Raw genomic sequence first — 23,255 nt, forward strand, 5'->3', positions numbered from 1 at the left:
AACATTTGAGGAGAAACAACAATGAAAGCCAAACTTGGCATGTCGCCCATCGCGTGGTGGAACGACGATCTTCCTGAGCTCAGCGACGACGTATCGCTCGAGGAATGCCTGCGCCAGTCGCGCGGCGCCGGCTTTACCGGGATGGAACAGGGACGCCGGTTCCCCAATAATCCTCGCGAGATGCTGCCGATCCTGAAGGCTGCCGACGTGACGCTGTGCGGGGGATGGTTCTCCGGCACGCTGGTCGATGAGGAGCTCGCGGCCAACAAGGATCGCATCCAGCCGATGATCGAGCTCTTCAAAGCGGTCGACGCGCCCTGCATCGTCTACGGCGAGGTCGGCCGCTCGATCCAGGGCGACCGCTCCAAGCCGCTCGCCACCAAGCCGAAGCTCTCCGATGACGAGATGAAGGCCTATGCCCGCAAGGTCACGCAGTTCGGCGAATGGTGCGCGGAACAGGGCATGCCGCTTTCCTACCACCACCACATGGCGGCGGTGGTCGAGACCGAGCCGGAACTCGACGCCTTCATGCGCAACTCGGGCGCCGGCATTCCGCTGCTGCTCGATGCCGGCCACCTCGCCTTTGCCGGCGGCGACGTGCTGCGCGCGATCGACAACCACCACGCCCGCATCAACCATGTCCACGTCAAGGACATCCGCAAGTCGGTGGTCGACGGTCTCGATCGCAGCAGGCAGTCCTTCCTTGACGCGGTGGCGCTCGGCGCCTTCACGGTGCCGGGCGACGGGTCGCTCGATTTCGGGGCGATCGTGAAGCGGTTTGCCGATTACGGCTATGAGGGCTGGTTCGTCGTCGAGGCCGAGCAGGACCCGCGCAAGGCGCCGCCGCAGAAAATGGCGGAGATCGGTCACGCCGAACTGATGCGGGTGATGACGGCTGCTGGGTATACGGTGGAGACGGAAGGGTTTCCGAAGGGGTAGTCGTACGCGAGAAAGGTGGGTGAGATACCCCCCTCTGCCCTGCCGGGCATCTCCCCCACAGGTGGGGAGATTGGCTGGGCGCAGCCGCTCGCTCTACCTTCATTGTTTGGCGTAAACCTCACCGCATGTCGATCTCCCCCCTTGTGGGGGAGATGTCCGGCAGGACAGAGGGGGGCGCCACATCCACGAATGTTCACGAGGAGAAACAAATGCCAAACCTCAAAGTCAAACCAACAGGCACACACGGCCGCGTCACCCATGTGACGCCCGAGAGCGCCGGCTGGACCTATGTCGGCTTCGACATGCATCGGCTGAAAGCTGGCGAGACCGTGTCCGGCGAAACCGGCGAGCGCGAAGTGTGCCTCGTTTGGGTGAGCGGCAAGGGCAAGGCCAGCGCCGGCACGCGGGATTTCGGCACGCTCGGCGAACGGATGAGCCCGTTCGATGGGGCACCGCATGCGCTTTATATCCCGATGGAATCGGCATGGTCGGTGACGGCCGAGACCGATCTGGAGCTGGCGGTCTGCTCGGCGCCGGGCGGCGGCGCCTATGAGGCGAAGGCGATCCCGCCGGGCACGCATCCGGCGCTGACGCGCGGCAAGGGTACCAATGTGCGCTACGTCAACAACATCATGCCCGAGGATGACGCGTCGGCCTATTCGCTGCTCGTCGTCGAGGTGATCACGCCGGGCGGGCATACCTCTTCCTACCCGCCGCACAAGCACGACCAGGACAACCTGCCGAACGAGAGCTTCCTCGAGGAGACCTATTATCACCGCCTGAACCCGCCGCAGGGTTTCGGGTTCCAGCGCGTCTATACAGACGATCGGTCGCTCGACGAGGCGATGGTGCTCGAAGATGGCGACGTGACGCTGGTGCCTAAGGGATATCACCCCTGCGCTGCCACACACGGCTACGATCTCTACTATCTCAACGTGATGGCCGGCCCGAAGCGCGTCTGGAAGTTCTACAACGCGCCGGAGCATGAATGGCTGCTCAAGGCCTGAAACCGGAAGCATGACGATAAAAGCCGCGCCTCGACAGCGCGGCTTTTTCGTTTCAGCCACGGGGCCTCAGATGTCGAGCACGAGCTGCGGCAGGCCGTTCGAGGTCTTGCGCGGGGAAACGCCGTTTTCGTCGACCTGCGCGTTGACCCTCTGGCGGAAGGCCGAGAAGCTCTCGAAGGTGACGACATCGACGGGTTCGTCGAAGTGAAGCGTCAGCTTGTGCAGGCCGCCGGATTGTTCGCCAAGCGCCAGGATCCTGCCAGTGAACGGCTGATTGAGGTAGCGGCCGCTGACCCGCCCGCCGACGGTGAGTGCGGCAAGCGGCGGCGTGTTGGGTCTGCTTGCCAGCGCCGACAGCGTGTTCCAGTCGCGAACGCCGTGCTGGCTGGCGATCAGCTCGAGAGCCGCGCTATGCGAGATCGGTGTGCCGCTGGATTCCATAGCGCCACGTAATCGCTTTGCCTGGGCCTTCAGATCGTCGATCGAAGGATAGTTCATGGTTCAGCCTTTCAAAAAGGCATGCTGTTCGAAGCAGTTGGGAGCTCGCATTGCCACCAGTCAGCATGCACAAGGGCTGTGACCGTTCATTGCAGGAGATCTTCACCATGGATTTTCATCCGCGAGCGGCAGGCGTCTCGAACCGGTTTTCGGTATGAGGCAGGGACGCGCATCTGTCAACCTGCGCAAATTTCCGGCAGAACTGACGAATATTGCCTAAAAATGGGACTTTTGAGCGCCGCAATCTACATAAGCATCTAGTTTTAAAGATCTTTTTCAGAACTATTCAGCACACTTGCCCTAGATTGAAACCAGACAACCAGCGGAGGCGACCATGGCCTTTCAGATGCACCTCGATACTGCACATCCCGAACCGGAGCAGGCTTACCGGGAATTCGCGCTCGATCGCCCCGGCAAGATCATTTTCGTCGGCCATCACCTCAGCACCGCTGCCCAACTCCGTTGCCTGATCCGCAGCATCACGCTCGCCGGCGCGACGCTCGAAGTGAATGCGTCGATCGAAATGCCAAACCATTTCTTCCTCGAAATTCTCGGCATCCAGGACGAGATCGGTGCGACGCTGGTGAAGCGCGAGGGCGACCTTGCGACGATCAGCTTCAACATGCTGATCAATCCGGAATTCCTGCACCACGTACTGCGCCTGAGCTTCGAAAACTAGGACCAGTCACCCATGGAAAAAGAGCGGGCTCGCGCCCGCTCCGGCTTCGCCTGATATCGTCAGGCCGCCAGTCGCCGTTCGATCTGGTCGATCGGCAGGTTCGTGTAATCCTTGGGAATTTCGGCCGAGATGATCGCCTGCGCCTCGACGCTGAGGTTGGAACGAAGCGTTCCGAGCGCGCGGGGCGGCGCCACCAGCACGATGTTGGTCGCATCCTGCTCGATGATCAGGTCATCCAGCTTGAACGCGATCTGCTTGAGGAATTCGGCCTCGGCCTGATCATGCCAATCGAGTTCCTCGACTGCGCTGCCCCGACCATCCGCGCTATGGGCCCGGCCAGGCTTGTCGGTGCCGATTTCGCGATCGGGTTCGTTCGGTTGCGCCAGGGTTTCCCTGACCTTGAGATCGACGCCGCTAACGTCGCCGTCATTCTGCATAATCAGAGCCTTGCCTCCGTCGCATACCACAACCCAGGAATTTCGCGGCACTCTGATGTCAGCCATATCAGTCTCCTTGATCTTGTATCTTGAGCGCGAAATTCGCACTCGGGAGCACAAATCTGTGCTCGTGAACAAGAAGCAAACGCCCGGGGTCGTAAAGAGTTCAACGATTTGTGGAATTCGCGCGATAGGCAATCCAATCCGTGTAGAGCACGTACAGAGAGGCAAACGTCAGGACAGGATCATGAAAACAGCTCTCGTCGCCTATGCCGGTTCATTTGGTACCCTGCTCGTGTTGGATGCCATATGGCTCGGCCTCGTCGCCCGGACATTCTATCGCGATCAACTCGGCGATCTGATGCTGCCGTCACCGAATTTCGGCATCGCCGCGATCTTCTATCTTTTCTTCGCCGTCGCCGTTGTGGTGCTTGCCGTGCTTCCGGCGATCGCGTCGGGGTCCCTGTGGACCGCCGTCATTTACGGCCTGATCCTGGGGCTTGCCGCCTACGGGACCTACGACGTGACGAACCTCGCCACGCTGAAGAACTGGCCGCCGCTGATGAGCATCGTCGATCTCGCCTGGGGCGGCTTTATCACTGCCATGACGGCCGCCGGTGGATTTTTTGCCGTCCGAGCCTTCAGTTAAATTCTCATTCACTAAAATTGTAGTGACTTCATTGATGATTGCGCAAAGCATTCATGTGACGCTCCATTGGAAAGACTAGGATTTTCCTGATTTTAGGAGTGTGCCTGCGATGTCGATGCTCAACAACACGCACCTCACGACGGTGAAATCGGAGATTTACGAGACCCGGTGGGAGCAGTTCAACGTGCGGCGTCCGGCCCGCATCGTCGCCGTGCGGCCCTGTCTGACGGGTGTCTCGATGCGCAGCGCCGAGATCATCGATATCTCCCGCGGCGGCGCCACGCTTCTTGTCGCTTCGGCGACCGGTCTTCCCAAGCACTACTATCTCAACATTCTCGGGCTCGCCTACCGCATTGGCTGCGCCGAGGTATCACGGCGCAATGAGCGCCTGCATGTGCGCTTCATCAACACGATCGAACCCGAGGTATTGCGCCGCGTCGTGCGTGCCGACTTCATGATCGGCAATATGGAAGCGATCAGCGCAAGCCGCACGATCAGCATGTAAATAGGCTTCCCAGGGGAATAATCGTCCTTGCCATGGCACCATCAGCGCCTATTGTTGGCGCGATTTTCATAGCCTTGGGAAATGCCCTTCAATGTCTGCCTTCTCGCGCTTCACACCGCTTGTCAGCGCCCTGCCCTCCACCGTTCCCTTTGTCGGCCCTGAGGCCATCGAGCGTCAACGCGGCCTCGCCGTCAAGGCGCGCATCGGCGCCAACGAAAACGGCTTCGGCCCCGCCCCATCAGTGCTGACGGCAATGCGCGAGGCGGGCGCTGATATCTGGAAATACAGCGACCCCGAGAACCACGACCTGAAGGAAGCACTTGCAGCCCATCTCGGCACGAGCGCTGCCAATATCGCCATCGGCGGCGGTATCGACGAGTTGCTCGGGCAGATCGTGCGCATGGTGATCGAACCCGGCGCACCCGTCGTCACGTCGCTCGGCGGCTATCCGACGTTCAACTTTCATGTGGCGGGCTTCGGCGGCCGGCTGGTCACCGTTCCCTATGTGAGCGATCGCGAAGATCTCGACGGATTGCTGGATGCGGTGAAGCGCGAAAATCCGCCGCTGGTCTACTTCGCCAATCCTGATAATCCGATGGGTAGCTGGTGGGATGCCGACCGCGTGGTGGCCTTTGCCCGCGCTATCCCCGAGACCACGCTGCTGATCCTCGACGAGGCCTATAGCGAAACGGGTCCGGCCAGCGCCCTGCCGTCGATCGCATCGCTGATCGATTTGCCAAACGTGATCAGGACGCGCACCTTCTCCAAAGCCTACGGCCTTGCCGGCGCGCGCGTAGGCTATGCGATCTCGACACCGGGCACTGCGCTCGCCTTCGACAAGATCCGCAACCACTTCGGCATGAACCGGATGGCTGTCGCCGGCGCAATCGCCGCGCTCAAGGATCAGGCCTATCTCTCGGAGGTGATTGCCAAGATCCACGCCGCGCGCGAGCGGATTGCCGGTATCGCCGATGCCAATGGCCTGCGGGCGCTGCCTTCGGCCACCAACTTCGTCGCCGTCGACGCAGGCCGCGACGGCACCTATGCGCGGGCGATCGTCGACGGGCTTATGCAGCATGGCGTGTTCATCCGTATGCCTGGGGTGGCGCCGCTTAACCGCTGCATTCGCGTCAGCGTCGGCCCGGCCGCCGATATGGATCTGTTCGAGGCAGCACTGCCTCAGGTTCTGAAGTCGATCGGCTGATCAAACGACAAGAACCGCGCCGGCCTTGTTCCTGCCGGTCGCGGTTCGATATGTCGGCGCAGGCTCCGCATGGCGCCTCGCCATCCCCTCTTCGAGGTTATTGTTTTTATTGAATTGTCGGCACTGACAGTCGCTTAGTGCACCGTCATCCATTCGCGAGCCGCGCGCAGCGCCTCGACAAGCTGCATCTTGTCCATCGTGGCCGCAAGATCGGCGCGCAGCTCGGCGGCGCGATCGTGGCCCTTGATGGCGGCGATGTTCAGCCATTTGTGGGCCGCAACGAGGTCAACGGAGCATCCGCGACCTGTCGCGTACATCAGACCCATTTCGCAGAAGACATCGGCGTTGTTTTCGCCACCCATGGTGGCCGTTTCAGCATTGTGCATTTCAAAGCGTGCCATCGGTTTTATCCCTGTTTAGCCTGTTATCGACTTACCCTGTTTTACCTCGGAGCCTTGCCGTCTAACGCGGCGTTCGGTCTCTTCGGTTCGGCGGGTTTGCCCCGCTCGTTTGATGGGTCCAATATGCAGCAAGCCCTTCAAAAAACGCCTAAAATGCATGATTAATTTGAGACAAACAAAGTGCAAACGCTTGGTAAAATTGGGTTTTTGTTAAACATCGGATCGCCTGCTCATTAAGGGTTCCGGCATTTGTTTAAGGAAAAATTCAGATTTGAAAATCAACCCTTCATTCACCACGAAATCAGCAGCGAAATGAAAACACACGGAAATTCGTCTTCGCGAACAGGCCCCTTCGACCATGCCGGAACCCGCGAATATTTACCTTTACGTTCGCGTAAGCTATCGTCCGCAACCTCAGGACATCAGGGAGGAATAAGATGATCCGCAGTCTCATTCTGGCGAGCGCATTGGCGCTCTCCGCAACGCTTGCGCATGCCGAGGAGCCGATCGCAGGCAATTGGAAGACGGTGGCGGGCGATACCGCCGTGATCGCATCCTGCGGCGGCAGCTACTGCATTACGCTGAAGACGGGCAAATATGCGGGGCGCAAGATCGGCACGCTGACGGGCAAGGACGGCACCTATAATGGCGAGATCACCGATCCCAGCAACGACAAGACCTATAGCGGCTCGGGCACGGTTTCCGGCAACTCGCTGAAGATGAAGGGCTGCGTGCTGGCCGTGCTCTGCAAGTCGCAGACCTGGACACGCCTGTAAGACGATATCCGATGTGCCCGGCCCATCGGGCGCATCTCCTCCGTCCTTCCCGCCCATGCTTGTTTCATGAACGGCGGATGAATTCCGATCTCAGCATCGGTTCAGCCTGACCATGGCAAAACGGTGTCATTCTAAAGTGCACTGCGTCGCAAGCAGCACCCGGCGCACACATGACATTCGGAACATGGCACATGGGCAAGGATACGGAAGTGCTTATCATGGCAAGACGCTTCACCATCATCACGCTGTTCGCGGCGATCTTCGCCGTCTCGTTCTCGGCGGCCGTCAACCGCAATGCCGGCGGCGGCGCGCAGTCGCATTTCGGCGCGAACTATACCTGCGTCGACAGAACCAACCCGATCTGCACCAGCGTCAACTGACACCACCGCGACCGGCAACCGCCGACCCCGGCTGCCGGTCATCCTGATCATTCAGGTCTTGTCATGCTGGTCATGCACGCGTCGTTTGCTTGTTAAGAACGACGTACTATAATGCCTCATGAGCAACCGAATCTCTCCTTCTGCCGCCCTCGACGTCTCGTCTCCGAGCCTCTTCAAGCCGCAAAGTTTCGACGATCCCATCAAGGCCGTCGAAGCGCTGACAGAGCTTTACGAGCGCAACACGACCTTCCTGATCGAGCACTTCAAGGAACTGGCGCAGGGCGCGCCGATCACCTCGCGCTACCGGGCGTTTTATCCGCAGGTGAGCATCGAGACGACAAGCTTCGGCCATATCGACACGCGTCTCTCCTATGGCCATGTCACGGCACCGGGCATCTACACGACGACGATCACCCGTCCCTCGCTCTTCCGGCACTATCTGAAGGAACAGCTCGGGCACTTGACGCGCAATCACAATGTGCCCGTCGTCGTGTCCGAATCGACCACGCCGATCCCACTGCATTTCGCCTTTGGCGAAGGGGCGCATGTGGAGGCGTCCGCGTCGGCCTTCGTCGACGTGCCGATGCGCGATCTCTTCGACACACCTGACCTCAACACCACCGATGACGAGATCGCCAACGGCGAATATATCCCGCCGCCGGGCGAGCCCTCGCCGCTTGCGCCTTTCACGGCGCAGCGCATCGACTATTCTCTTGCCCGCCTGTCGCACTATACGGCGACCGGCGCGCAGCACTTCCAGAATTTCGTGCTGTTCACGAACTACCAGTTCTACATCGACGAGTTCTGCGCCTGGGCGCGCAAGCTGATGGCAGACGGCGGCGATGGCTATACCTGCTTCGTCGAGCCCGGCAACATCGTCACCCATGCCGGCTCCAGCACGCCGGAGACGGATGCGACGCTGTCGCGCCTGCCGCAGATGCCCGCCTACCACCTGAAGAAGAAGGGCCATGCCGGGATCACCATGATCAATATCGGCGTCGGCCCGTCCAACGCCAAGACGATCACCGACCATGTGGCGGTGCTGCGCCCGCATGCCTGGCTGATGCTCGGCCATTGCGCCGGCCTGCGCAACAGCCAGCGATTGGGCGATTACGTGCTGGCGCATGCCTATATGCGCGAAGACCACGTTCTCGACGACGACCTGCCGGTCTGGGTGCCGATCCCGGCGCTTGCCGAAGTGCAGGTGGCGCTGGAGGCGGCCGTGGCCGAGATCACCGGCTACGAGGGCTTCGAGCTCAAGCGCATCATGCGCACGGGCACCGTCGGCACGATCGACAACCGCAACTGGGAACTGCGCGACCAGCGCGGACCGGTGAAGCGGCTGAGCCAAGCCCGCGCCATCGCACTCGACATGGAATCGGCGACCATCGCCGCCAACGGCTTCCGCTTCAGGGTGCCTTACGGAACGCTGCTTTGCGTATCCGACAAGCCGCTGCATGGCGAACTCAAGCTGCCGGGGATGGCGACGGCCTTCTATCGCACGCAGGTCAACCAGCATCTGCAGATCGGCATCCGCGCCGTGCAGAAGCTTGCGGCCATGCCGCCGGAAACGCTGCATTCACGCAAGCTCAGAAGCTTCTTCGAGACGGCCTTCCAATAGGCCGCCTCGCCTGCCTCACGAGATACGACGACGACCGAACGGCAAGGAGATTGCCGTTCCTGTGAGTGCGGAAACGATGATCAGCAGATGGGCATTGATGCTCGCGCGAGCGAGTGCCGCAATATCCGTGGCGTCGCTCGATGCGCCGAAGGCAACGGCCCCTGCCGTGATGCCCGCCGGATAGGTGCCGACACCGCCAGGGGCGTGCATCGGCAGTACGGACGACAGCTCACCGCCAAGCGCGCCGCCGAAGCTTGCAGCGGCCGGCACTACGCCCATCAGCCGCAGCGCCCAGGCAAGCACCAGCACCTTCACCAACCAGTTGATGACCGTCATCGCCCAAGCGCGTGCGAAAGCCGAGGCGTTTGCGGGCAGGCCATTTTCGATCTCGGCGATGAAGTGTTGCAGTTTCGCCGGCAGGAGCCTCGCTGCCAGCCGCACGAGCGGCTTGCGCGCCGCGAATGCCGCTACCGGCAATAGCAGGAAGGCGGCCCACAAAAGCCACGCCACCAGTTTGTGCGACGAGGCGATTGCGAAGCCGATCCCTGCGGCCGCGAACAGCGCATGAAGGTCGAGAAGACGCATGACGAGCAGCGCCGCCGTTCCCCGCGCCAGCGGGATGCCGAATTCGGTGCGCATCAGCAATGGGAAGCTGGTTTCGCCGGTTCGAAACGGCAGCATGATGTTCAAGAGATTATGAACTTGCGTGACACGAAAGAGCGCCGGGAAGCGGCCGCTGGTTTCGCGCGGGAAGTAATCGTAGATGCGCCAGGTGCGCAGGAAATAGGTGCTGGTCAAAAGCGCTAGCGCAGCAACGATCGTCAGCACGCCGACCTCGGCCCATTGCTGCAGAATGGTAGACCAGCCCCAGAACCACTCGATAAAGCCGGCATAGGCCGCGATGATGAAAACCGTGAGCAGCAGCATTCGATTGCGTGCGAACCAGGATTGTCGGCTGGCAACCACCGGAGACTTCATGTACTAGCTTCCTGCCTTCGGCCGACAGAAGAGCGGCACCACTGGGCGGCGTTTTAGGAGAAATACGTGTTGCAGACAACGGCAGAAACACTTTCAGGCGCGATCGGCGCCGCTGCTCCCGTCGAACTATCGCTGGTCGTCCCCGTCTTCAACGAAGAAGAAAGCGTTGGCCCGCTGGTCGATCGCATCTGCTCGGCGATGACGCGCTACCCCGACCGCTGGGAGCTCATCCTGGTCGATGATGGCAGCACCGACGCCACGCTCGTCAATGCCCGCAAGCATATCGGCCGCGACGGCCTCTCGCTTCGCATCGTGGCGCTGCAGCGCAATTTCGGCCAGACCGCCGCCATGCAGGCGGGCATCGACACGGCCATCGGCCGCCTGATCGCCACCATGGATGGCGACCTTCAGAACGATCCGAACGACATCCCGCAGATGGTCGCCGAACTCGAGCGGCGCGAACTCGACCTGCTGGTCGGCTGGCGCAAGAACCGCCAGGACGGGCTTTTTCTGCGCAAGATCCCTTCGTGGTGCGCGAATTACCTGATCGGCCGCATCACCGGCGTCAAGCTGCACGACTATGGCTGCAGCCTGAAGATCTACCGCACCTCGGTCATCAAGCAGGTGAAGCTGATGGGTGAGATGCACCGCTTCATTCCGGCCTGGGTCGCGGGCGTCGTTCCGAGCTCGCGCATCGGCGAGATGGTGGTCACCCACCATGCCCGCGCGCACGGCCAGTCGAAATATGGAATCTCGCGCACGTTCCGCGTGATTCTCGACCTGCTCTCGGTGATGTTCTTCATGCGCTACAAGGCACGCCCGGGTCATTTCTTCGGCTCGCTCGGTCTCGGCATCGGCGGCTTGTCGGCGCTGATCCTGATCTATCTGTTCTTCGACAAGTTCATCATGGGCAATGATATCGGCACCCGACCGATGCTGATGGTCGGCATCGTGCTTCTCTTGTCGTCGGTGCAGCTGATCACCACGGGCATCCTCGCCGAAATGATCGCGCGGACCTATTACCGCGACGACGTCTCGCCGAACTACATCGTGCAGCGCATCTTCGACGGAAACGAGAATGCATAAGCTCCTGGCGCGTAAGCCGGATGCCGTCGTCTGGCTGATCGCCGGGTATTTCTGCATCCAGTTTATTGTTCGTCTCCTGCAGCCGCACGGCCTGAGATTTGACGAGTCGCAACAGGCGTTCGTCTCGCAGTGGCTGACGCTCGGCTATGATTCGCAGCCGCCGCTCTATAACTGGCTGCAGTCGATCGTCGTCTGGTTCTTCGGCCTGTCGCTGGCAACTGTCTCCGCGACCAAGAACCTGGTGCTCTTTCTCGTCTACCTGACCTACTACAAGCTTGCCCGCGAGGTGCTCGAGGACAAGCTTTACGCTGTCATCGCGACGCTTTCGCTGCTGACCATTCCGCAGCTCTTCTGGGAAGCGCAGCGCGACCTTACGCATACCGTCATCCAGCTTCTGACGATCAACCTGTTTCTCTATGGCGTGATCAAGACGCTGAAGGCGCCGTCGCTCGGCTCCTATGCCTTCATGGGGCTGGCGCTTGGATTGGGGATGCTGTCGAAATACAATTTCACGCTCGTCGCAGTGGCCGCAATGCCCGCCGTATGGCTGCACCCGCAAGGACGCGCGCGGATCATGGATCGGCGTTTCCTGCTGTCGATCGTGCTTGCTGTGCTGATCTTTCTACCGCACGGGCTCTGGCTGCTGCACAATCTCGACATCGCCTCCGGGCGCACACTCGGGATCATGAAGCAGGAAGCACCAGACACGGCGTTCGCGAAGTTGGTGCAGGGGCCATTCAAGTTTCTGCGGCTTGTCTTGGTCATCATGGCGCCGACGGTCATCGTCTACGCGATCGTCTTCGGCCGCTCCTTCTGGAATAGCCTTCGCGCATCCTCCGAATGGACGCGGTTCTTCGGAGCACTGTTCGTTACGATCGCGCTTCTGGTGCTGGTTCTGGTCGTCACGATCGGCATGACCTCGCTGCGCGACCGATGGCTGTTGCCGTTCCTGTTCCTCATGCCGATCTATTTCTGCCTGAAGATGCAGGCCGCCGGCCATCGCGCGGACAGTCACTTCCGCCGCTTCATCGTCGTGCCGCTGGTTCTGATGATCGTCATCCCGGCGGCGTTGCTCGCCAGGCCGAACCTGCCCACCTTGTTTGGTCGGTACGAGGCCTACAACGTGCCCTATAGCGGCTTTGCCAAACACATTGCTGCTGAGGAGAGCAAGACGCCGGGTCTCATCGTGACCGACAGCTGGCTGCCGGCTGGCAATCTTCACTTGCAATGGCCGGATGTGCCACTGATGTCGCGGTTCTTCGACAATATGAAGATCGGCTACGAGTGGACGGCCGAGCGGCCGATCCTGCTTGTGTGGATCACCAAGGATAGCGGAGAGGCACTGCCGCCGCTGCTGGCTGAATGGATCACCCAGAACCTCGGCGAACAATATAGCGCGGTAGACGTGAAGAGCACCTCCGTCCCCTATCACCGGGGGCGGCCGGAGGATCAGGTCGGGTTCAGCTACGTCTGGATCTATCCGAAGTAAGCCGGCCTCAAGCCTTCAGCTCTTTCCACGCCGCATCCAGCGCAAGCTTGGTTATACGTCCCATCTCGTCGACTTCCTCGTGGCTGATGACGAGCGGCGGCGATGCCAGCATGCGGTCGCCGGTGGCGCGCAGGATGAGGCCGTGGGCGAGCGCGTGATTGCGGACAAGCGTGCCGACGGCATCGGGCTTTTCGTAGCGGGTGCGGGTTGTCTTGTCGGCGGCAAGCTGCAGCGCGGCCATCAGGCCGACGCTCTGGACCTGACCGACGAGGTCGTGATCGCCGAGCGCGCCCCAGACCTTGGCAAAGTACGGGCCGATATCGTCGCGGACGCGCTCCACCAGCTTTTCATCCTCGATGATCCTGAGGTTCTCCAAAGCGGCGGCGGCGCAGACGGGGTGGCCGGAGTAAGTGAAGCCGTGGTTGAAATCGCCGACCTCGTTGATCAGGACATCGGCGACGCGGTCGCTGACCAGCACGCCGCCGATCGGCAGATAACCTGACGAGAGGCCCTTGGCGATCGGTGCCAAATCCGGCTCGACGCCGAAATATTGGTGACCGAACCATTCGCCGAGACGGCCGAAGCCGCAGATCACCTCGTCGGCAACGAGCAGGATGTTGCGCGCCTTGCAGATGCGGGCGATCTCGGGCCAGTAGGTTTCCGGCGGGATGATCACGCCGCCCGCACCCTGCACCGGCTCGGCCACGAAGGCGGCGACGTTATCCTCGCCGAGCTCATCGATCTTCGTTTCGAGTTCACGCGCAACCTTGAGGCCGAATTCGGCCGGAGAGAGATCGCCGCCCTCGCCATACCAATAGGGCTGGCCGATATGGACGATGCCCTCGATCGGCAGGTGGCCCTGCTCGTGCATGTATTTCATGCCGCCGAGGCTGGCGCCGGCGACGGTCGAGCCGTGATAGCCATTCTTGCGGGAGATGACGATCTTCTTAGACGGCTGGCCTACGGCGCTCCAGTAGACACGGGCCATCCGAAACCATGTGTCGTTGGCCTCGGAACCGGAACCGGTGAAAAAGACGTGGTTGAAACGCGGGCCGGCATGGGCCGTGACCTTTTCGGCAAGCAATGTCGTCGGCGTCGTCGTGGTGCCGAAGAAGGTGTTGTAGTAGGGCAGCTCGTTCATCTGCCGCGCCACCGCCTCGGTGATCTCGTTGCGGCCATAGCCGACATTGACGCACCAGAGGCCGGCAAAACCATCGAGATATTTGCGGCCGTGATTGTCCCAGACGTGCACGCCCTCGCCGCGCTGGATGATGCGGGTGCCGTCCGCATTCAGCTTCTTCATATCGGAGAACGGATGCAGATGATGAGCGGCATCGATGGCGGCGAGATTGGAGCGCGCGTAAGTATCAGACATGATTTGCTAAACACCCTCGGATATTGAAAGCCTCTTCCCAATGAGTTACGACCTTGGCCTTGTCCGAGGGGATTTTCAAGATCATGGCGAGCGACAACATGCACGGCAAAGCTGCGGATGGCGATCCGCGCATCGAAATCCTGCTGGTTGGCATGAATGGCGACCTGCGCGGCAAGCAGATCCCGCTGGACGCGCAGAAGAAGGTGTGGGCCGGCGAGGTCCGCCTTCCCTCCTCCACGCAGTCGCTGGATATCTGGGGCGACGACAATGATGATATCACTGGGCTGTCGCTCTCCGTCGGCGATCCCGATGGCCAGTGCATTCCCGACAAGCGCAGCCTGACGCCGATGCCTTGGGCGCCCGAGGGCTCCGTACAGGTGCTCGCCACCATGCATGAGTTCGACGGCACGCCGAGCTTCATGGACCCGCGCGCCATCCTGCAATCGGTACTCGACCGCTATGCCGAGCGAGGGCTGACGCCAGTTGTCGCCACGGAGCTCGAGTTCTACGTGGTGGCGCCCAACTGGCGCGAGAGCGGCCGGCCGATGCCGCCGGCAAGCCTGACCTACAAGGGCGATCCGAACGGCTTCCAGCTCTACGACATGAATGCAGTCGATGCGCTCGACGACTATCTCCAGACAGTGCGCGCTTATGCGAAGGCGCAGGGGCTGCCAGCGGATGCGACGACGGCGGAATTCGGCCCTGGCCAGTTCGAGATCAATCTGCTGCACCGCGCCGACGCGCTGGCTGCCGCTGACGACTGCATTTACCTGAAGCGGATCGTGGAACAGGCAGCGCGCAAGCACGGGCTGAAGTCCACCTGCATGGCCAAGCCCTATTCGGATCACGCCGGCTCCGGCCTGCATGTGCATGCCAGCATCATCGACAGCGAGGGCCGCAACATCCTCGATGCCAAGGGTGGCGAGGCGACGAAGCTGAAATCGATCTGCGCCGGGATGCTGCAAAGCATGCGCGATGCGCAGCTGGTGTTCGCGCCGTTCGCCAATTCCTACCGCCGCTTCCAGCCGGGTTCCTTCGCACCGGTCGATCTCACCTGGGGCTACGGGCATCGCGGCACGGCGATCCGCATCCCCGACAAGAACGGCCCGGCCGCCCGCATCGAACACCGCGTTGCCGGTGCCGACGCCAACCCCTATCTGCTGCTCGCGGCCATCCTGGGCGGCATGCTGCTTGGGCTCGACAACGAGCTTGATCCCGGCGAGGAGACAACGCCGTCGCATATGCCAGAGAATACGACCAAGCTGACGCATGACTTCCTGACGGCAGTCGAGACCTTCAGGGCGTCGCCGTTCATCGCGGATGTCTTCGGCGAGGCCTACCAGAAGCTTTATGGCGACACGAAGCGGAAGGAGGCAATCACGCATCTCCGGACCGTGTCCGACTTCGACTGCCGCACCTATCTGCCGCGGCTTTAGGACGTCGGCTCCCGGCGTTCGGCCTCATCGACCTGAGCGGCGAGCCCCTGCCGGACAAGAACCTTGAGTTCGCCGGGGTGCAGCTTCAGCGCCACGTCGCGGGCGAGCGGCAGGAGTTCGCCGTCCATGACGCAATTGGCCTTGGAGTGCACCTTCGGGAAGTGCAGATGCACTTCGGCCGGGTGCATGATCATCACGTCGGCGTTCTCCCTCACCTTGCCGCGCAGGAGATCGATGGCGAGCCGCGCTACGCCCCATGGCTTCAAGGGCTTGGCGGTGTAGAAGCCGAGCTCGCCCGATGTCAGCGTATCGGCGTAAAGCAGCGCGTTTTCGCCGAAGGGGTTGTTCGATACCGACACGGCCGACACCTTGCGGCGCTCCTTGATGCCGATCGCCTCGAACTCGACCTCGAATTCTGGCGGGTTGAGCACAACACCGAAGGCCGCGCGGGTGCTGGCGCGCATTTTTCCGAGCCGGGACCGATAGCTGTAGGAATTGCGATAGCGGACCATGCGTGCATGCAGCCCGGCCGAGAACTGGTGAATGAAAGGGCGGTCGTTGGCGCTGGCGATATCGACATGATCGACCTCGCCCGATGCCAGAACATCCAGCGCCTGCCAGATATCGAGCGGAATGCGCAACGATCGCGCAAACAGGTTCATCGTTCCGGCCGGGATGACGCCCAGCGCTACTCCGTTCTTCCAAGCGATGGAGGATGCGGCCGAAATGGTGCCGTCGCCACCGCCGGCGACGATTCCTTCGATATCGTCACGGCGTGCGGCACGTTCCATCGCCGGAACAATCTCCTTGCCGGGAAAGACCACCGCCTCGAAATCATGGCCGGCTTCGCGGAACACCCGTTCCGCATGCTTCTCGTACGCCTCCATGTCGGTCGTGCGAAAGGTGCCGCCATCGCGGTTGAAAAAACCTATAAGCTTCATCGAGTTCCTGTTGTCCATCCGCTCATGCGCTGGTTAGACATGGTTGCTCAGCGTGCAAATTCAAGCAGATGGCCTGCCAAATGACACCGCAGCGCGCGGGTGGAACCGTTACGCCGCTCACGTATGCGCCTGGCGGGATGCTGCGCTGCATAAAACGCACATGACGCCTCCCGACAAATCGTAAATTAATACCGTGTTGGAGCAGGCGCTCCATCTCCCTCATTTTCCGCTTGTCCGTCCGGCAGTGACATTCATTGCGCGACTGTTCCAAGCCATTGCATGCCGAAGGAGCTCGCGCTTGAGCCAGGTCGCCGTAAACGATTCCATCGCCGACATCCCCGTCTCCGAGGCGCCCTCGCCCATGGCGGTAGCGCTCGTGCAGCTGGCGCTTGCATGTGGCGGCTTCGGGATCGGCACCGGCGAGTTCGCGATCATGGGCCTGCTTCCCAATGTCGCCGGCACGTTTTCCGTTACCATCCCGCAGGCAGGTTATGTCATCAGCGCCTATGCGCTGGGCGTCGTCATCGGCGCTCCCGTGATTGCCGTGCTAGCCGCCAAGATGGCCCGCCGCTCGCTTCTTCTGCTGCTGATGGGGATCTTCGCCGTCGGCAATATCCTGAGCGCCATGGCTCCCTCGTTCGAGAGCTTCACCGTGCTGCGCTTTATCACCGGCCTGCCGCACGGCGCCTATTTCGGCGTGGCCGCGATCGTCGCCGCATCGATGGTGCCGGTGCACAAGCGCGCCCGCGCCGTTGGCCGCGTCATGCTGGGCCTGACGATCGCCACGTTGCTCGGCACCCCGCTCGCCACCTTCTTCGGCCAGTCGCTCGACTGGCGCGTCGCGTTCACCGCCGTCGGCGTGATCGGCCTCGTGACCATGGCGCTGATCTGGTACTACGTGCCGCGTGATGAAGTGTCCGAGGGTGCGAGCTTCATGCGCGAACTCGGCGCCTTCAAGCGGCCGCAGGTGCTGCTGACGCTCGCCATCGCGGCCGTCGGCTACGGCGGCATGTTCGCGATGTTCAGCTATATCGCCGACACGACCACCGGCGTCGCCATGCTGCAGCCCGGCATGGTCGCCGTGATGATGGTGCTGTTCGGTGTCGGCATGAACGCGGGGAATGTCGTCGGCTCCTGGCTCGCCGACAAGTCGATCATGGGCACGATCGGAGGCTCGCTGGTCTTCAACATCATCGTGCTGACGCTGTTTTCGCTGACCGCCTCCAGCCCCTTCATGCTCGGCCTCTGCGTCTTCCTGATCGGTTGCGGCTTTGCCGCCGGTCCGGCGCTGCAGACCCGCCTGATGGATGTCGCCGCAGACGCGCAGACGCTGGCGGCCGCCTCCAACCACTCCGCCTTCAACATCGCCAACGCGCTCGGCGCGTGGCTCGGCGGCCTCGTCATCGCCTGGGGCTATGGCTCGGCTTCGACGGGTTATGTCGGCGCGATCCTGTCTGCGCTCGGCATCGTCGTCTTCGCGGCTTCGCTACGCCTCGATCGCCGCAGCCGCGGCTGACCCTTCACAGGCCGCCACATCCCTGAGGTGGCGGCCGCTGGGGCGGCAGGATATGTTTTCCTCGCCCCAAGCGGCCAAGGCCGCGATGACAGGCTTCAATGTCCTGCCGAGCGGTGTCAGCGCGTAATCCACGCGCGGCGGCACGACGGGAAATACCGTGCGCGACACCAGACCGCATTCCTCCAGTTCCCGAAGCTGCTTGGTCAGCATCCGCTGCGTGACCGATGGAAGCTTGCGGCGCAGCTCGTTGAAGCGCAGCGTGCCTTCCATCAGGTGAAAGAGGATCACGCCCTTCCACTTGCCATCCAGAAAACTCAACGTCGCCTCGACCGGGCATCCGGGGAAATTCTCGGTCAGCTTGTCTCTCGGCAACGACATTTGACGGTATCCTTTCGGGTACTACGTACAGAATTTGTGCATTCTTGCGCACTCCCAACGTAAGACGCATCTAGCACCCGTGCAACAAACACAGGAGTTTTTCATGCGCGCCGTCGCCTATACCGCCCCGCAGCCCATTTCCGCCGAGACGTCGCTGATCGATGTCGACCTGCCGATGCCCGAGGCTACCGGCCATGATCTCCTGGTCGAGATCAAAGCCGTCTCGGTCAATCCCGTCGACACCAAGATCCGCGCCGGCGTGGCGCCAGCAGAGGGCGAGTTCAAGGTGCTCGGCTGGGACGCGGCCGGTATCGTCAAGGCGGTCGGTCCTGATGTGACGCTTTTCAAGGTCGGTGACGAGGTGGCATATGCGGGCGCGATCAACCGCCCCGGCTCCAACGCTGAATTCCATCTGGTCGATGAGCGCATCGTCGGCCGCAAGCCCGCAAGCCTCGATTTCGCGGCCGCCGCTGCCCTGCCGCTGACCTCGATCACCGCCTATGAGGCGCTGTTCGACCGCCTGAAGGTGCAGGATGCGGTACCGGGTGCCGCCAACGCCATCCTCATCATCGGCGGCGCCGGTGGCGTCGGCTCGATCGCCATCCAGATCGCCCGTGCCTTGACCGACCTCACCGTGATCGCGACCGCCTCGCGGCCGGAAACGCAGGCCTGGGTGAAGGAACTCGGCGCCCATCATGTGATCGACCATTCGAAGCCGATCGCTGCGCAGGTGGCTGAGCTTGGCATTGGCGCTCCGGCCTTCGTGTTTTCCACGACGAACACCAGCGACCACCTGCAGGATATCGTCGAGGCCATCGCGCCGCAGGGTCGCTTTGCGCTCATCGATGATCCGAAGACGCTCGACATCGTGCCTTTCAAGCGCAAGGCCATCTCGATCCATTGGGAGCTGATGTTCACGCGCCCGCTCTTTAACACCGCAGACATGATCGAACAGCACAAGCTCCTGAACAAGATCGCCGGCCTGGTCGATGCCGGCACCATCCGCACGACGCTGAACGAGACGCTCGGCGTGATCAATGCGGCCAACCTGAAGACGGCGCATGCGATGATCGAGAGCGGGAAGACCAAGGGAAAGCTCGTGCTCGCGGGCTTCTGATGGCTGCCCGCTTGTCCTGTTGGATGAGCATTTCGGCATAAAGAAGCGACTCATTCATCACGCCCACGAAGAAAGCCGCGCGACCTGCGCGGCTTTCTCGCCGCAACCACCTACCCCGCTTGACTTTTTCAGCGTTTGGGACCACCTACAGCATCACGCACGGAACGCCCGTTCCGAGCGGATATCAATGGAGCCATCTCACGATGCCAAGCGACAGTAGTAGTCGATTGCCTTTGCCGTACGCGGCCTTCGTGCGCTGACCGATATCGATCGGGCTCGCCCGTCGGACGCTGCGGCGGATCGACGGAAAGGCGAGCTATATGAACATCAATCGCTTCCCTCTGCGGGCAGGCCATGCCGCCCGTTTCTTTGCCAGCGACAGCCTCGGTGCCATCACCACGGCTGAACGCGTCGAGCGTCTGAACGCGCTCGAAATTCCAGAAGCAGCGGCCATCCTCGCCACGCTGCCGCAGCAGAAGGCCGTCCGCATACTCGGACGTCCGGAGCTGCACCATGCCGCCGCGATGCTGACCGAAATGCCGGTCGAGCAAGCCGCACGGCTTTTGAACGCCACCGCCAACGACCGCGTCGCCGACCTGTTTCAGGAAATGGATGACGGGGCACGGGCACACCTGTTTTCCAAGCTCGACCGCGCGACCTGTCTCGCCGTGCAGCACCTCATGGGCTATCCGCCGCGCACGGCCGGCAGCATCATGACGACGGAATTCGTCAGCGTGCCGGCGACATGGACAGTCGAGAAGACATTGGAGCATGTCCGCAAGGTCGAGCGTTCGCGCGAGACCGTCTATGCGATCTATGTTCTCGACGTGGAGACACAGGCGCTGACGAGCGTCGTCACGCTGCGCCGCCTCATCAACGGAGAGCCGCAGGCCTCGGTGCTGAGCGTCGCCCAGCAGGGCGGCATCGTCCGGGCCGATCCGCTGATGACGCAGGAGGACGTGGCGCGGCTGATCCGCAAGCATAATCTGCTGGCGCTGCCCGTTATCGGCGAGAACGGCCATATGCTGGGCATCGTCACCGTCGACGACGTGATCGACACGATGATCGCCGACCAGACGGAAGACGCGCAGAAGTTTGGCGGCATGGAGGCGCTTGGAAAGCCCTACATGGCGATCAGCTTCGCCGGCATGCTGAAGAAGCGCGCGGGCTGGCTCTGCGCCCTCTTCCTTGGCGAGATGCTGACGGCGAGCGCCATGCAGCATTTCGAGGGCGAGCTGGAAAAGGCGATCGTGCTGACGCTGTTCGTGCCGTTGATCATGAGCTCCGGCGGTAATTCTGGTTCGCAGGCGACCTCGCTCATCATCCGGGCGCTGGCGTTGGGCGAGCTGAAGCTGTCGGACTGGTGGCGGGTTCTGCTGCGCGAACTACCAACAGGGATCGTGCTCGGCTCGATCCTCGGCGCCGTCGGCTTTGCCCGCATCATCCTGTGGCAGAATATCGGGCTCTATGACTATGGCGAGCACTGGATCCTCGTCGGCTTCACGATCTTCGCGGCGTTGATCGGGATCGTGACGTTCGGCTCGGTGGCCGGCTCGATGCTGCCCTTCGTGCTGCAGAAGCTGCGGCTCGATCCGGCGAGCGCCTCAGCACCCTTCGTCGCCACGCTGGTCGACGTGACCGGGCTGGTGATCTACTTCTCGGTGGCGCTGCTGATCCTCAGCGGCACATTGCTTTAAATAGGAAAACGGGGCCGCTCAGGCCCCGTTTCTCATTGTAACTTAGGCCGTTGCCTGGATGACGACGACCTGCGCTCCGGGTGCTACGCGTTCGTAGAGATCGATGACGTCGTGGTTGAGCATGCGGATGCAGCCGCTCGACATGGCAAGACCGATCGACTGCGGCTGGTTGGTGCCGTGGATGCGGAAATGCGTATCGTTGCCGCCGCGGTAGAGATAGATGGCGCGAGCGCCGAGCGGGTTGTTCGGGCCACCCGGCATGCCGCCGGCGAGCTTGCGGTAGCGCTCTTCGCGGCGCTGCATGTTTTCGGTCGGCGTCCAGCTCGGCCATTCGGCCTTGCGCCCGACATATGCGCCACCCGCGAAGGCCAGCCCTTCCCGACCGACGCCAACGCCATAGCGCATCGCCTGATTGTCACCGAGGATGTAGTAGAGGCGGCGGGCGGGCGTATCGACGACGATGGTGCCGGGGCTATAGCTCGAGGCGTAGCTGACCTGCTGGCGACGAAGCTCCGGATCAATCTTGTCGATCGGCATGGCCGGCAGCGGAAACTTCTCGGCCGGAATGGCCGCGTAGTTGGCACGATGATCAGGACCGCTTGAAGCGCAGCCGGCGAGAAGCGCGGAGACGCCCAGAACGAAACCACGGCGGGAAAGCGACATCGAAGCAGATCCTTAACGTTCGGTTGATGAGACCGAAGTTACGGAGATTATGGTTAATGAACTGCTAAGCGTGTGCCGGCGGTAACGCATTCGTTAAGAGGTTGTGAGGTGCTTCTCGACATCTGTTGCGGAAAGGCGCATCATTAGATGCACGATTTGATGCGGAGGCTTAAATGCGAACGACAGTGACGCTGGACGACGATTTGATTGAGCGCGCACAAGAGGTGACTGGTATCAACGAACGCTCCGCTTTGTTGAAAGAGGCTCTCACGCGCCTGATCCAGCAGGAGGCAGCACGTCGCTTGATCATGCTCGGTGGCAGCGCGCCAGATTTGAAAGCGCCCCCGCGCCGTCGCTGGAATGAGGACGGCACCTGGGGTGGGAACGTCGACATGGATTTGTCGGAGTGATCCTGCTCGACACATCGATCTGGATCGACCATCTGCGGAAAAACGACGAACAGGTCGAATTCCTGCTCAAGCGTAATCAGGTACTTGTCCATCCGTTTGTTACCGGAGAAATCGCGCTTGGGTTCATGCCGCGTTACGACGCGACGATCCAAGCGCTAGGCGAGTTGCCGCAAGCCAGCGTCGCCAAGAACGACGAAGTGCTGGCGCTCATAAGTCGGCACGCCTTGATGGGAAGCGGAATTGGCTATGTCGATGCGCATCTTCTGGCATCCGTGATGCTGTCCGCAGGCTCCCGTCTCTTTACCCGCGACAAACGTCTTGCTCGAATCGCGACCGCGCTAGGAGTCGGCTTTCAGCCCTGAGTCGGTCGCCCAAGCGGCAGCACCATGGCCACGCGCCGTTTCGGGTCCATGCCGTTGCTGATCTCGTCATCGATCTTCGCCCGCAGAAATCGCGGCATGTTCGCGCCGTCTACTGTTTGGAAGCCAATGGATTGGTAGAAAGGTGCGTTGAACGGGACGTGGCGGTCCGTCGTCAATGTCAGCGCGGAAAGCCGGCGTGTCCTTGCCATTTCGACAGCCTGGGACATCAGGCGTCGGCCGACGCCCCTTCGTTGCCAGTCCCTGCTGACATCGAGTTCGGTCACATAGAGGGTGTCGTGGATTTCTTCCGCCGCGAGGAAACCGACTGGGTGATCGTCGCCGTCTGCAGCCACGATCAGCAGGCCGGCTTCGAGTGCCTTTTGCAGGATAGCGTGCGGCAAGGCATGCGCGGCGTCGGAGATGCCCAACGCCTCCGCCAATGTCGCGAAGGCGTCGAGTTCGATCTCGGTCAGGCGCGGCAGTTCTCCCATGTGCGCCGGCCTGGTCGCAAGGGTAGCGCTCATGGCTTATGCCTTACATGTTCGGATAGACCGGCCCCTCACCGCCCTGCGGCGGCACCCAGTTGATGTTCTGGTTGGGATCCTTGATGTCGCAAGTCTTGCAGTGGACGCAGTTCTGGGCGTTGATGACGTAGGTCTCCTGCCCGTCCTTCTCGACCCACTCGTAAACACCGGCAGGACAGTAGCGCGT

The 23,255-nt window shown here is 61.7% G+C and carries 27 protein-coding genes; 17 read left to right on the forward strand and 10 right to left on the reverse strand.

All coding sequences use genetic code 11. The features are described 5' to 3' along the window. The first annotated feature begins 21 nt into the window (after positions 1-21). Complete coding sequence (gene iolE, locus ACIQUB_RS30260; RefSeq protein ID WP_047513507.1) at positions 22-939, forward strand: myo-inosose-2 dehydratase; 918 nt, start codon at positions 22-24, stop codon at positions 937-939. A gap of 209 nt (positions 940-1,148) precedes the next feature. After that, positions 1,149-1,946, forward strand: coding sequence for a 5-deoxy-glucuronate isomerase (gene iolB / locus ACIQUB_RS30265; RefSeq protein WP_111561063.1), 798 nt, complete (start codon positions 1,149-1,151; stop codon positions 1,944-1,946). A 66-nt stretch (positions 1,947-2,012) separates the two neighbouring features. On the opposite strand, the gene ACIQUB_RS30270 is transcribed toward iolB, so the two are convergent. Then, on the reverse strand, positions 2,013-2,444 hold the full coding sequence (locus tag ACIQUB_RS30270; RefSeq protein ID WP_113237374.1) for a glyoxalase superfamily protein: 432 nt from the start codon (positions 2,442-2,444) through the stop codon (positions 2,013-2,015). A gap of 346 nt (positions 2,445-2,790) precedes the next feature. On the opposite strand from ACIQUB_RS30270, the gene ACIQUB_RS30275 reads away from it, so the two are divergent. Then, positions 2,791-3,123 carry a hypothetical protein gene (locus tag ACIQUB_RS30275; protein WP_113237422.1) on the forward strand — a complete coding sequence of 111 codons (333 nt, stop codon included), beginning with the start codon at positions 2,791-2,793 and terminating at the stop codon, positions 3,121-3,123. Between the two features lie 59 nt (positions 3,124-3,182). Here the strand turns inward: ACIQUB_RS30275 and ACIQUB_RS30280 are convergent, their stop codons facing one another. Next, a complete protein-coding gene (locus tag ACIQUB_RS30280) occupies positions 3,183-3,626 on the reverse strand; it encodes a host attachment family protein (RefSeq protein WP_112980838.1) in 444 nt (147 codons plus the stop codon). A 181-nt stretch (positions 3,627-3,807) separates the two neighbouring features. Between ACIQUB_RS30280 and ACIQUB_RS30285 the strand changes: the two genes are divergently transcribed. The 3 genes from ACIQUB_RS30285 (at position 3,808) to ACIQUB_RS30295 (ending at position 5,918) form a co-directional block, all read left to right on the forward strand. After that, on the forward strand, positions 3,808-4,209 hold the full coding sequence (locus tag ACIQUB_RS30285; RefSeq protein WP_018898833.1) for a DUF2177 family protein: 402 nt from the start codon (positions 3,808-3,810) through the stop codon (positions 4,207-4,209). A gap of 109 nt (positions 4,210-4,318) precedes the next feature. Then, entirely contained in the window at positions 4,319-4,714 is a 396-nt protein-coding gene (locus ACIQUB_RS30290; protein ID WP_018898834.1) for a hypothetical protein, read from the forward strand. Positions 4,715-4,805: 91 nt separating this feature from the next. Continuing rightward, positions 4,806-5,918, forward strand: a complete 1,113-nt coding sequence (locus tag ACIQUB_RS30295) for a pyridoxal phosphate-dependent aminotransferase (protein ID WP_402935398.1) — start codon at positions 4,806-4,808, stop codon at positions 5,916-5,918. 134 nt (positions 5,919-6,052) lie between these two features. Here ACIQUB_RS30295 and ACIQUB_RS30300 read toward each other — a convergent pair whose 3' ends face one another. Then, a complete protein-coding gene (locus ACIQUB_RS30300) occupies positions 6,053-6,319 on the reverse strand; it encodes a sel1 repeat family protein (protein ID WP_018898836.1) in 267 nt (88 codons plus the stop codon). A gap of 437 nt (positions 6,320-6,756) precedes the next feature. Here ACIQUB_RS30300 and ACIQUB_RS30305 point away from each other — a divergent pair, with 437 nt between their 5' ends. The 3 genes from ACIQUB_RS30305 to amn all read left to right on the forward strand — a co-directional run bounded on the left by ACIQUB_RS30305 (position 6,757) and on the right by amn (position 9,096). Continuing rightward, on the forward strand, positions 6,757-7,095 hold the full coding sequence (locus ACIQUB_RS30305) for a DUF2147 domain-containing protein (RefSeq protein WP_047513524.1): 339 nt from the start codon (positions 6,757-6,759) through the stop codon (positions 7,093-7,095). 170 nt (positions 7,096-7,265) lie between these two features. Then, a complete protein-coding gene (locus ACIQUB_RS30310; RefSeq protein ID WP_247750131.1) occupies positions 7,266-7,475 on the forward strand; it encodes a hypothetical protein in 210 nt (69 codons plus the stop codon). 118 nt (positions 7,476-7,593) lie between these two features. Next, the gene (gene amn / locus ACIQUB_RS30315; RefSeq protein ID WP_113237376.1) at positions 7,594-9,096 is read left to right on the forward strand and encodes an AMP nucleosidase; all 1,503 of its coding nucleotides are present in this window, start codon (positions 7,594-7,596) and stop codon (positions 9,094-9,096) included. Positions 9,097-9,111: 15 nt separating this feature from the next. On the opposite strand, the gene ACIQUB_RS30320 is transcribed toward amn, so the two are convergent. Beyond that, positions 9,112-10,074: a lysylphosphatidylglycerol synthase transmembrane domain-containing protein gene (locus ACIQUB_RS30320; RefSeq protein WP_113237377.1), complete on the reverse strand. Its 963-nt coding sequence runs from the start codon at positions 10,072-10,074 to the stop codon at positions 9,112-9,114. Positions 10,075-10,143: 69 nt separating this feature from the next. Here ACIQUB_RS30320 and ACIQUB_RS30325 point away from each other — a divergent pair, with 69 nt between their 5' ends. Beyond that, positions 10,144-11,160, forward strand: coding sequence for a glycosyltransferase family 2 protein (locus tag ACIQUB_RS30325; RefSeq protein ID WP_402935409.1), 1,017 nt, complete (start codon positions 10,144-10,146; stop codon positions 11,158-11,160). Further along, positions 11,153-12,649, forward strand: coding sequence for a glycosyltransferase family 39 protein (locus ACIQUB_RS30330; RefSeq protein ID WP_113237379.1), 1,497 nt, complete (start codon positions 11,153-11,155; stop codon positions 12,647-12,649). Before ACIQUB_RS30325 ends, ACIQUB_RS30330 begins: the two co-directional genes overlap by 8 nt. A gap of 7 nt (positions 12,650-12,656) precedes the next feature. Here ACIQUB_RS30330 and ACIQUB_RS30335 read toward each other — a convergent pair whose 3' ends face one another. Further along, positions 12,657-14,024 (reverse strand): aspartate aminotransferase family protein, encoded by a 1,368-nt coding sequence (locus tag ACIQUB_RS30335; protein WP_113237380.1) that lies wholly within the window; start codon positions 14,022-14,024, stop codon positions 12,657-12,659. 83 nt (positions 14,025-14,107) lie between these two features. Here ACIQUB_RS30335 and ACIQUB_RS30340 point away from each other — a divergent pair, with 83 nt between their 5' ends. After that, a complete protein-coding gene (locus ACIQUB_RS30340; RefSeq protein ID WP_113237423.1) occupies positions 14,108-15,460 on the forward strand; it encodes a glutamine synthetase family protein in 1,353 nt (450 codons plus the stop codon). Here the strand turns inward: ACIQUB_RS30340 and ACIQUB_RS30345 are convergent. Continuing rightward, entirely contained in the window at positions 15,457-16,401 is a 945-nt protein-coding gene (locus ACIQUB_RS30345) for a diacylglycerol kinase family protein (protein ID WP_113237381.1), read from the reverse strand. The genes ACIQUB_RS30340 and ACIQUB_RS30345 overlap by 4 nt on opposite strands. Before the next feature lie 298 nt (positions 16,402-16,699). On the opposite strand from ACIQUB_RS30345, the gene ACIQUB_RS30350 reads away from it, so the two are divergent. After that, a complete protein-coding gene (locus tag ACIQUB_RS30350; RefSeq protein ID WP_113237382.1) occupies positions 16,700-17,917 on the forward strand; it encodes an MFS transporter in 1,218 nt (405 codons plus the stop codon). Here the strand turns inward: ACIQUB_RS30350 and ACIQUB_RS30355 are convergent. After that, a complete protein-coding gene (locus ACIQUB_RS30355; protein ID WP_113237383.1) occupies positions 17,888-18,295 on the reverse strand; it encodes a helix-turn-helix domain-containing protein in 408 nt (135 codons plus the stop codon). The genes ACIQUB_RS30350 and ACIQUB_RS30355 overlap by 30 nt on opposite strands. 103 nt (positions 18,296-18,398) lie before the next feature. Between ACIQUB_RS30355 and ACIQUB_RS30360 the strand changes: the two genes are divergently transcribed. Together ACIQUB_RS30360 and mgtE are read left to right on the forward strand one after the other, a co-directional pair. Beyond that, entirely contained in the window at positions 18,399-19,412 is a 1,014-nt protein-coding gene (locus tag ACIQUB_RS30360; RefSeq protein ID WP_113237384.1) for a zinc-binding alcohol dehydrogenase family protein, read from the forward strand. Between the two features lie 320 nt (positions 19,413-19,732). Beyond that, complete coding sequence (mgtE, locus tag ACIQUB_RS30365; RefSeq protein ID WP_113199243.1) at positions 19,733-21,109, forward strand: magnesium transporter; 1,377 nt, start codon at positions 19,733-19,735, stop codon at positions 21,107-21,109. A gap of 42 nt (positions 21,110-21,151) precedes the next feature. Here the strand turns inward: mgtE and ACIQUB_RS30370 are convergent, their stop codons facing one another. Further along, positions 21,152-21,772: a L,D-transpeptidase gene (locus tag ACIQUB_RS30370; RefSeq protein WP_113237385.1), complete on the reverse strand. Its 621-nt coding sequence runs from the start codon at positions 21,770-21,772 to the stop codon at positions 21,152-21,154. Positions 21,773-21,945: 173 nt separating this feature from the next. Between ACIQUB_RS30370 and ACIQUB_RS30375 the strand changes: the two genes are divergently transcribed. Then, entirely contained in the window at positions 21,946-22,182 is a 237-nt protein-coding gene (locus ACIQUB_RS30375; protein ID WP_113237386.1) for a type II toxin-antitoxin system VapB family antitoxin, read from the forward strand. After that, a complete protein-coding gene (locus tag ACIQUB_RS30380; RefSeq protein WP_113237387.1) occupies positions 22,179-22,544 on the forward strand; it encodes a type II toxin-antitoxin system VapC family toxin in 366 nt (121 codons plus the stop codon). The genes ACIQUB_RS30375 and ACIQUB_RS30380 overlap by 4 nt, the downstream gene beginning before the upstream one ends. Here the strand turns inward: ACIQUB_RS30380 and ACIQUB_RS30385 are convergent. Continuing rightward, a complete protein-coding gene (locus ACIQUB_RS30385; RefSeq protein ID WP_162737467.1) occupies positions 22,535-23,068 on the reverse strand; it encodes a GNAT family N-acetyltransferase in 534 nt (177 codons plus the stop codon). The two genes, ACIQUB_RS30380 and ACIQUB_RS30385, sit on opposite strands and share 10 nt — an antisense overlap. 10 nt (positions 23,069-23,078) lie before the next feature. After that, a partial coding sequence (locus ACIQUB_RS30390; RefSeq protein WP_402935115.1) for a 4Fe-4S dicluster domain-containing protein occupies positions 23,079-23,255 on the reverse strand: 177 nt, incomplete at its 5' end.

Origin of the sequence: Rhizobium sp. NPDC090275 (assembly GCF_044772225.1) — a bacterium.
GTDB lineage: Bacteria > Pseudomonadota > Alphaproteobacteria > Rhizobiales > Rhizobiaceae > Rhizobium.

What these genes read in the sequence shown, in the direction of transcription:
- iolE (WP_047513507.1), top strand. Translation starts at nt 22, where the DNA reads ATGAAAGCCAAACTTGGCATGTCGCCCATCGCGTGGTGGAACGACGAT.
- iolB (WP_111561063.1), top strand. Translation starts at nt 1,149, where the DNA reads ATGCCAAACCTCAAAGTCAAACCAACAGGCACACACGGCCGCGTCACC.
- ACIQUB_RS30270 (WP_113237374.1), bottom strand. Translation starts at nt 2,444, where the DNA reads ATGAACTATCCTTCGATCGACGATCTGAAGGCCCAGGCAAAGCGATTA.
- ACIQUB_RS30275 (WP_113237422.1), top strand. Translation starts at nt 2,791, where the DNA reads ATGCACCTCGATACTGCACATCCCGAACCGGAGCAGGCTTACCGGGAA.
- ACIQUB_RS30280 (WP_112980838.1), bottom strand. Translation starts at nt 3,626, where the DNA reads ATGGCTGACATCAGAGTGCCGCGAAATTCCTGGGTTGTGGTATGCGAC.
- ACIQUB_RS30285 (WP_018898833.1), top strand. Translation starts at nt 3,808, where the DNA reads ATGAAAACAGCTCTCGTCGCCTATGCCGGTTCATTTGGTACCCTGCTC.
- ACIQUB_RS30290 (WP_018898834.1), top strand. Translation starts at nt 4,319, where the DNA reads ATGTCGATGCTCAACAACACGCACCTCACGACGGTGAAATCGGAGATT.
- ACIQUB_RS30295 (WP_402935398.1), top strand. Translation starts at nt 4,806, where the DNA reads ATGTCTGCCTTCTCGCGCTTCACACCGCTTGTCAGCGCCCTGCCCTCC.
- ACIQUB_RS30300 (WP_018898836.1), bottom strand. Translation starts at nt 6,319, where the DNA reads ATGGCACGCTTTGAAATGCACAATGCTGAAACGGCCACCATGGGTGGC.
- ACIQUB_RS30305 (WP_047513524.1), top strand. Translation starts at nt 6,757, where the DNA reads ATGATCCGCAGTCTCATTCTGGCGAGCGCATTGGCGCTCTCCGCAACG.
- ACIQUB_RS30310 (WP_247750131.1), top strand. Translation starts at nt 7,266, where the DNA reads ATGACATTCGGAACATGGCACATGGGCAAGGATACGGAAGTGCTTATC.
- amn (WP_113237376.1), top strand. Translation starts at nt 7,594, where the DNA reads ATGAGCAACCGAATCTCTCCTTCTGCCGCCCTCGACGTCTCGTCTCCG.
- ACIQUB_RS30320 (WP_113237377.1), bottom strand. Translation starts at nt 10,074, where the DNA reads ATGAAGTCTCCGGTGGTTGCCAGCCGACAATCCTGGTTCGCACGCAAT.
- ACIQUB_RS30330 (WP_113237379.1), top strand. Translation starts at nt 11,153, where the DNA reads ATGCATAAGCTCCTGGCGCGTAAGCCGGATGCCGTCGTCTGGCTGATC.
- ACIQUB_RS30335 (WP_113237380.1), bottom strand. Translation starts at nt 14,024, where the DNA reads ATGTCTGATACTTACGCGCGCTCCAATCTCGCCGCCATCGATGCCGCT.
- ACIQUB_RS30340 (WP_113237423.1), top strand. Translation starts at nt 14,108, where the DNA reads ATGGCGAGCGACAACATGCACGGCAAAGCTGCGGATGGCGATCCGCGC.
- ACIQUB_RS30345 (WP_113237381.1), bottom strand. Translation starts at nt 16,401, where the DNA reads ATGAAGCTTATAGGTTTTTTCAACCGCGATGGCGGCACCTTTCGCACG.
- ACIQUB_RS30355 (WP_113237383.1), bottom strand. Translation starts at nt 18,295, where the DNA reads ATGTCGTTGCCGAGAGACAAGCTGACCGAGAATTTCCCCGGATGCCCG.
- ACIQUB_RS30360 (WP_113237384.1), top strand. Translation starts at nt 18,399, where the DNA reads ATGCGCGCCGTCGCCTATACCGCCCCGCAGCCCATTTCCGCCGAGACG.
- mgtE (WP_113199243.1), top strand. Translation starts at nt 19,733, where the DNA reads ATGAACATCAATCGCTTCCCTCTGCGGGCAGGCCATGCCGCCCGTTTC.
- ACIQUB_RS30370 (WP_113237385.1), bottom strand. Translation starts at nt 21,772, where the DNA reads ATGTCGCTTTCCCGCCGTGGTTTCGTTCTGGGCGTCTCCGCGCTTCTC.
- ACIQUB_RS30375 (WP_113237386.1), top strand. Translation starts at nt 21,946, where the DNA reads ATGCGAACGACAGTGACGCTGGACGACGATTTGATTGAGCGCGCACAA.
- ACIQUB_RS30385 (WP_162737467.1), bottom strand. Translation starts at nt 23,068, where the DNA reads ATGAGCGCTACCCTTGCGACCAGGCCGGCGCACATGGGAGAACTGCCG.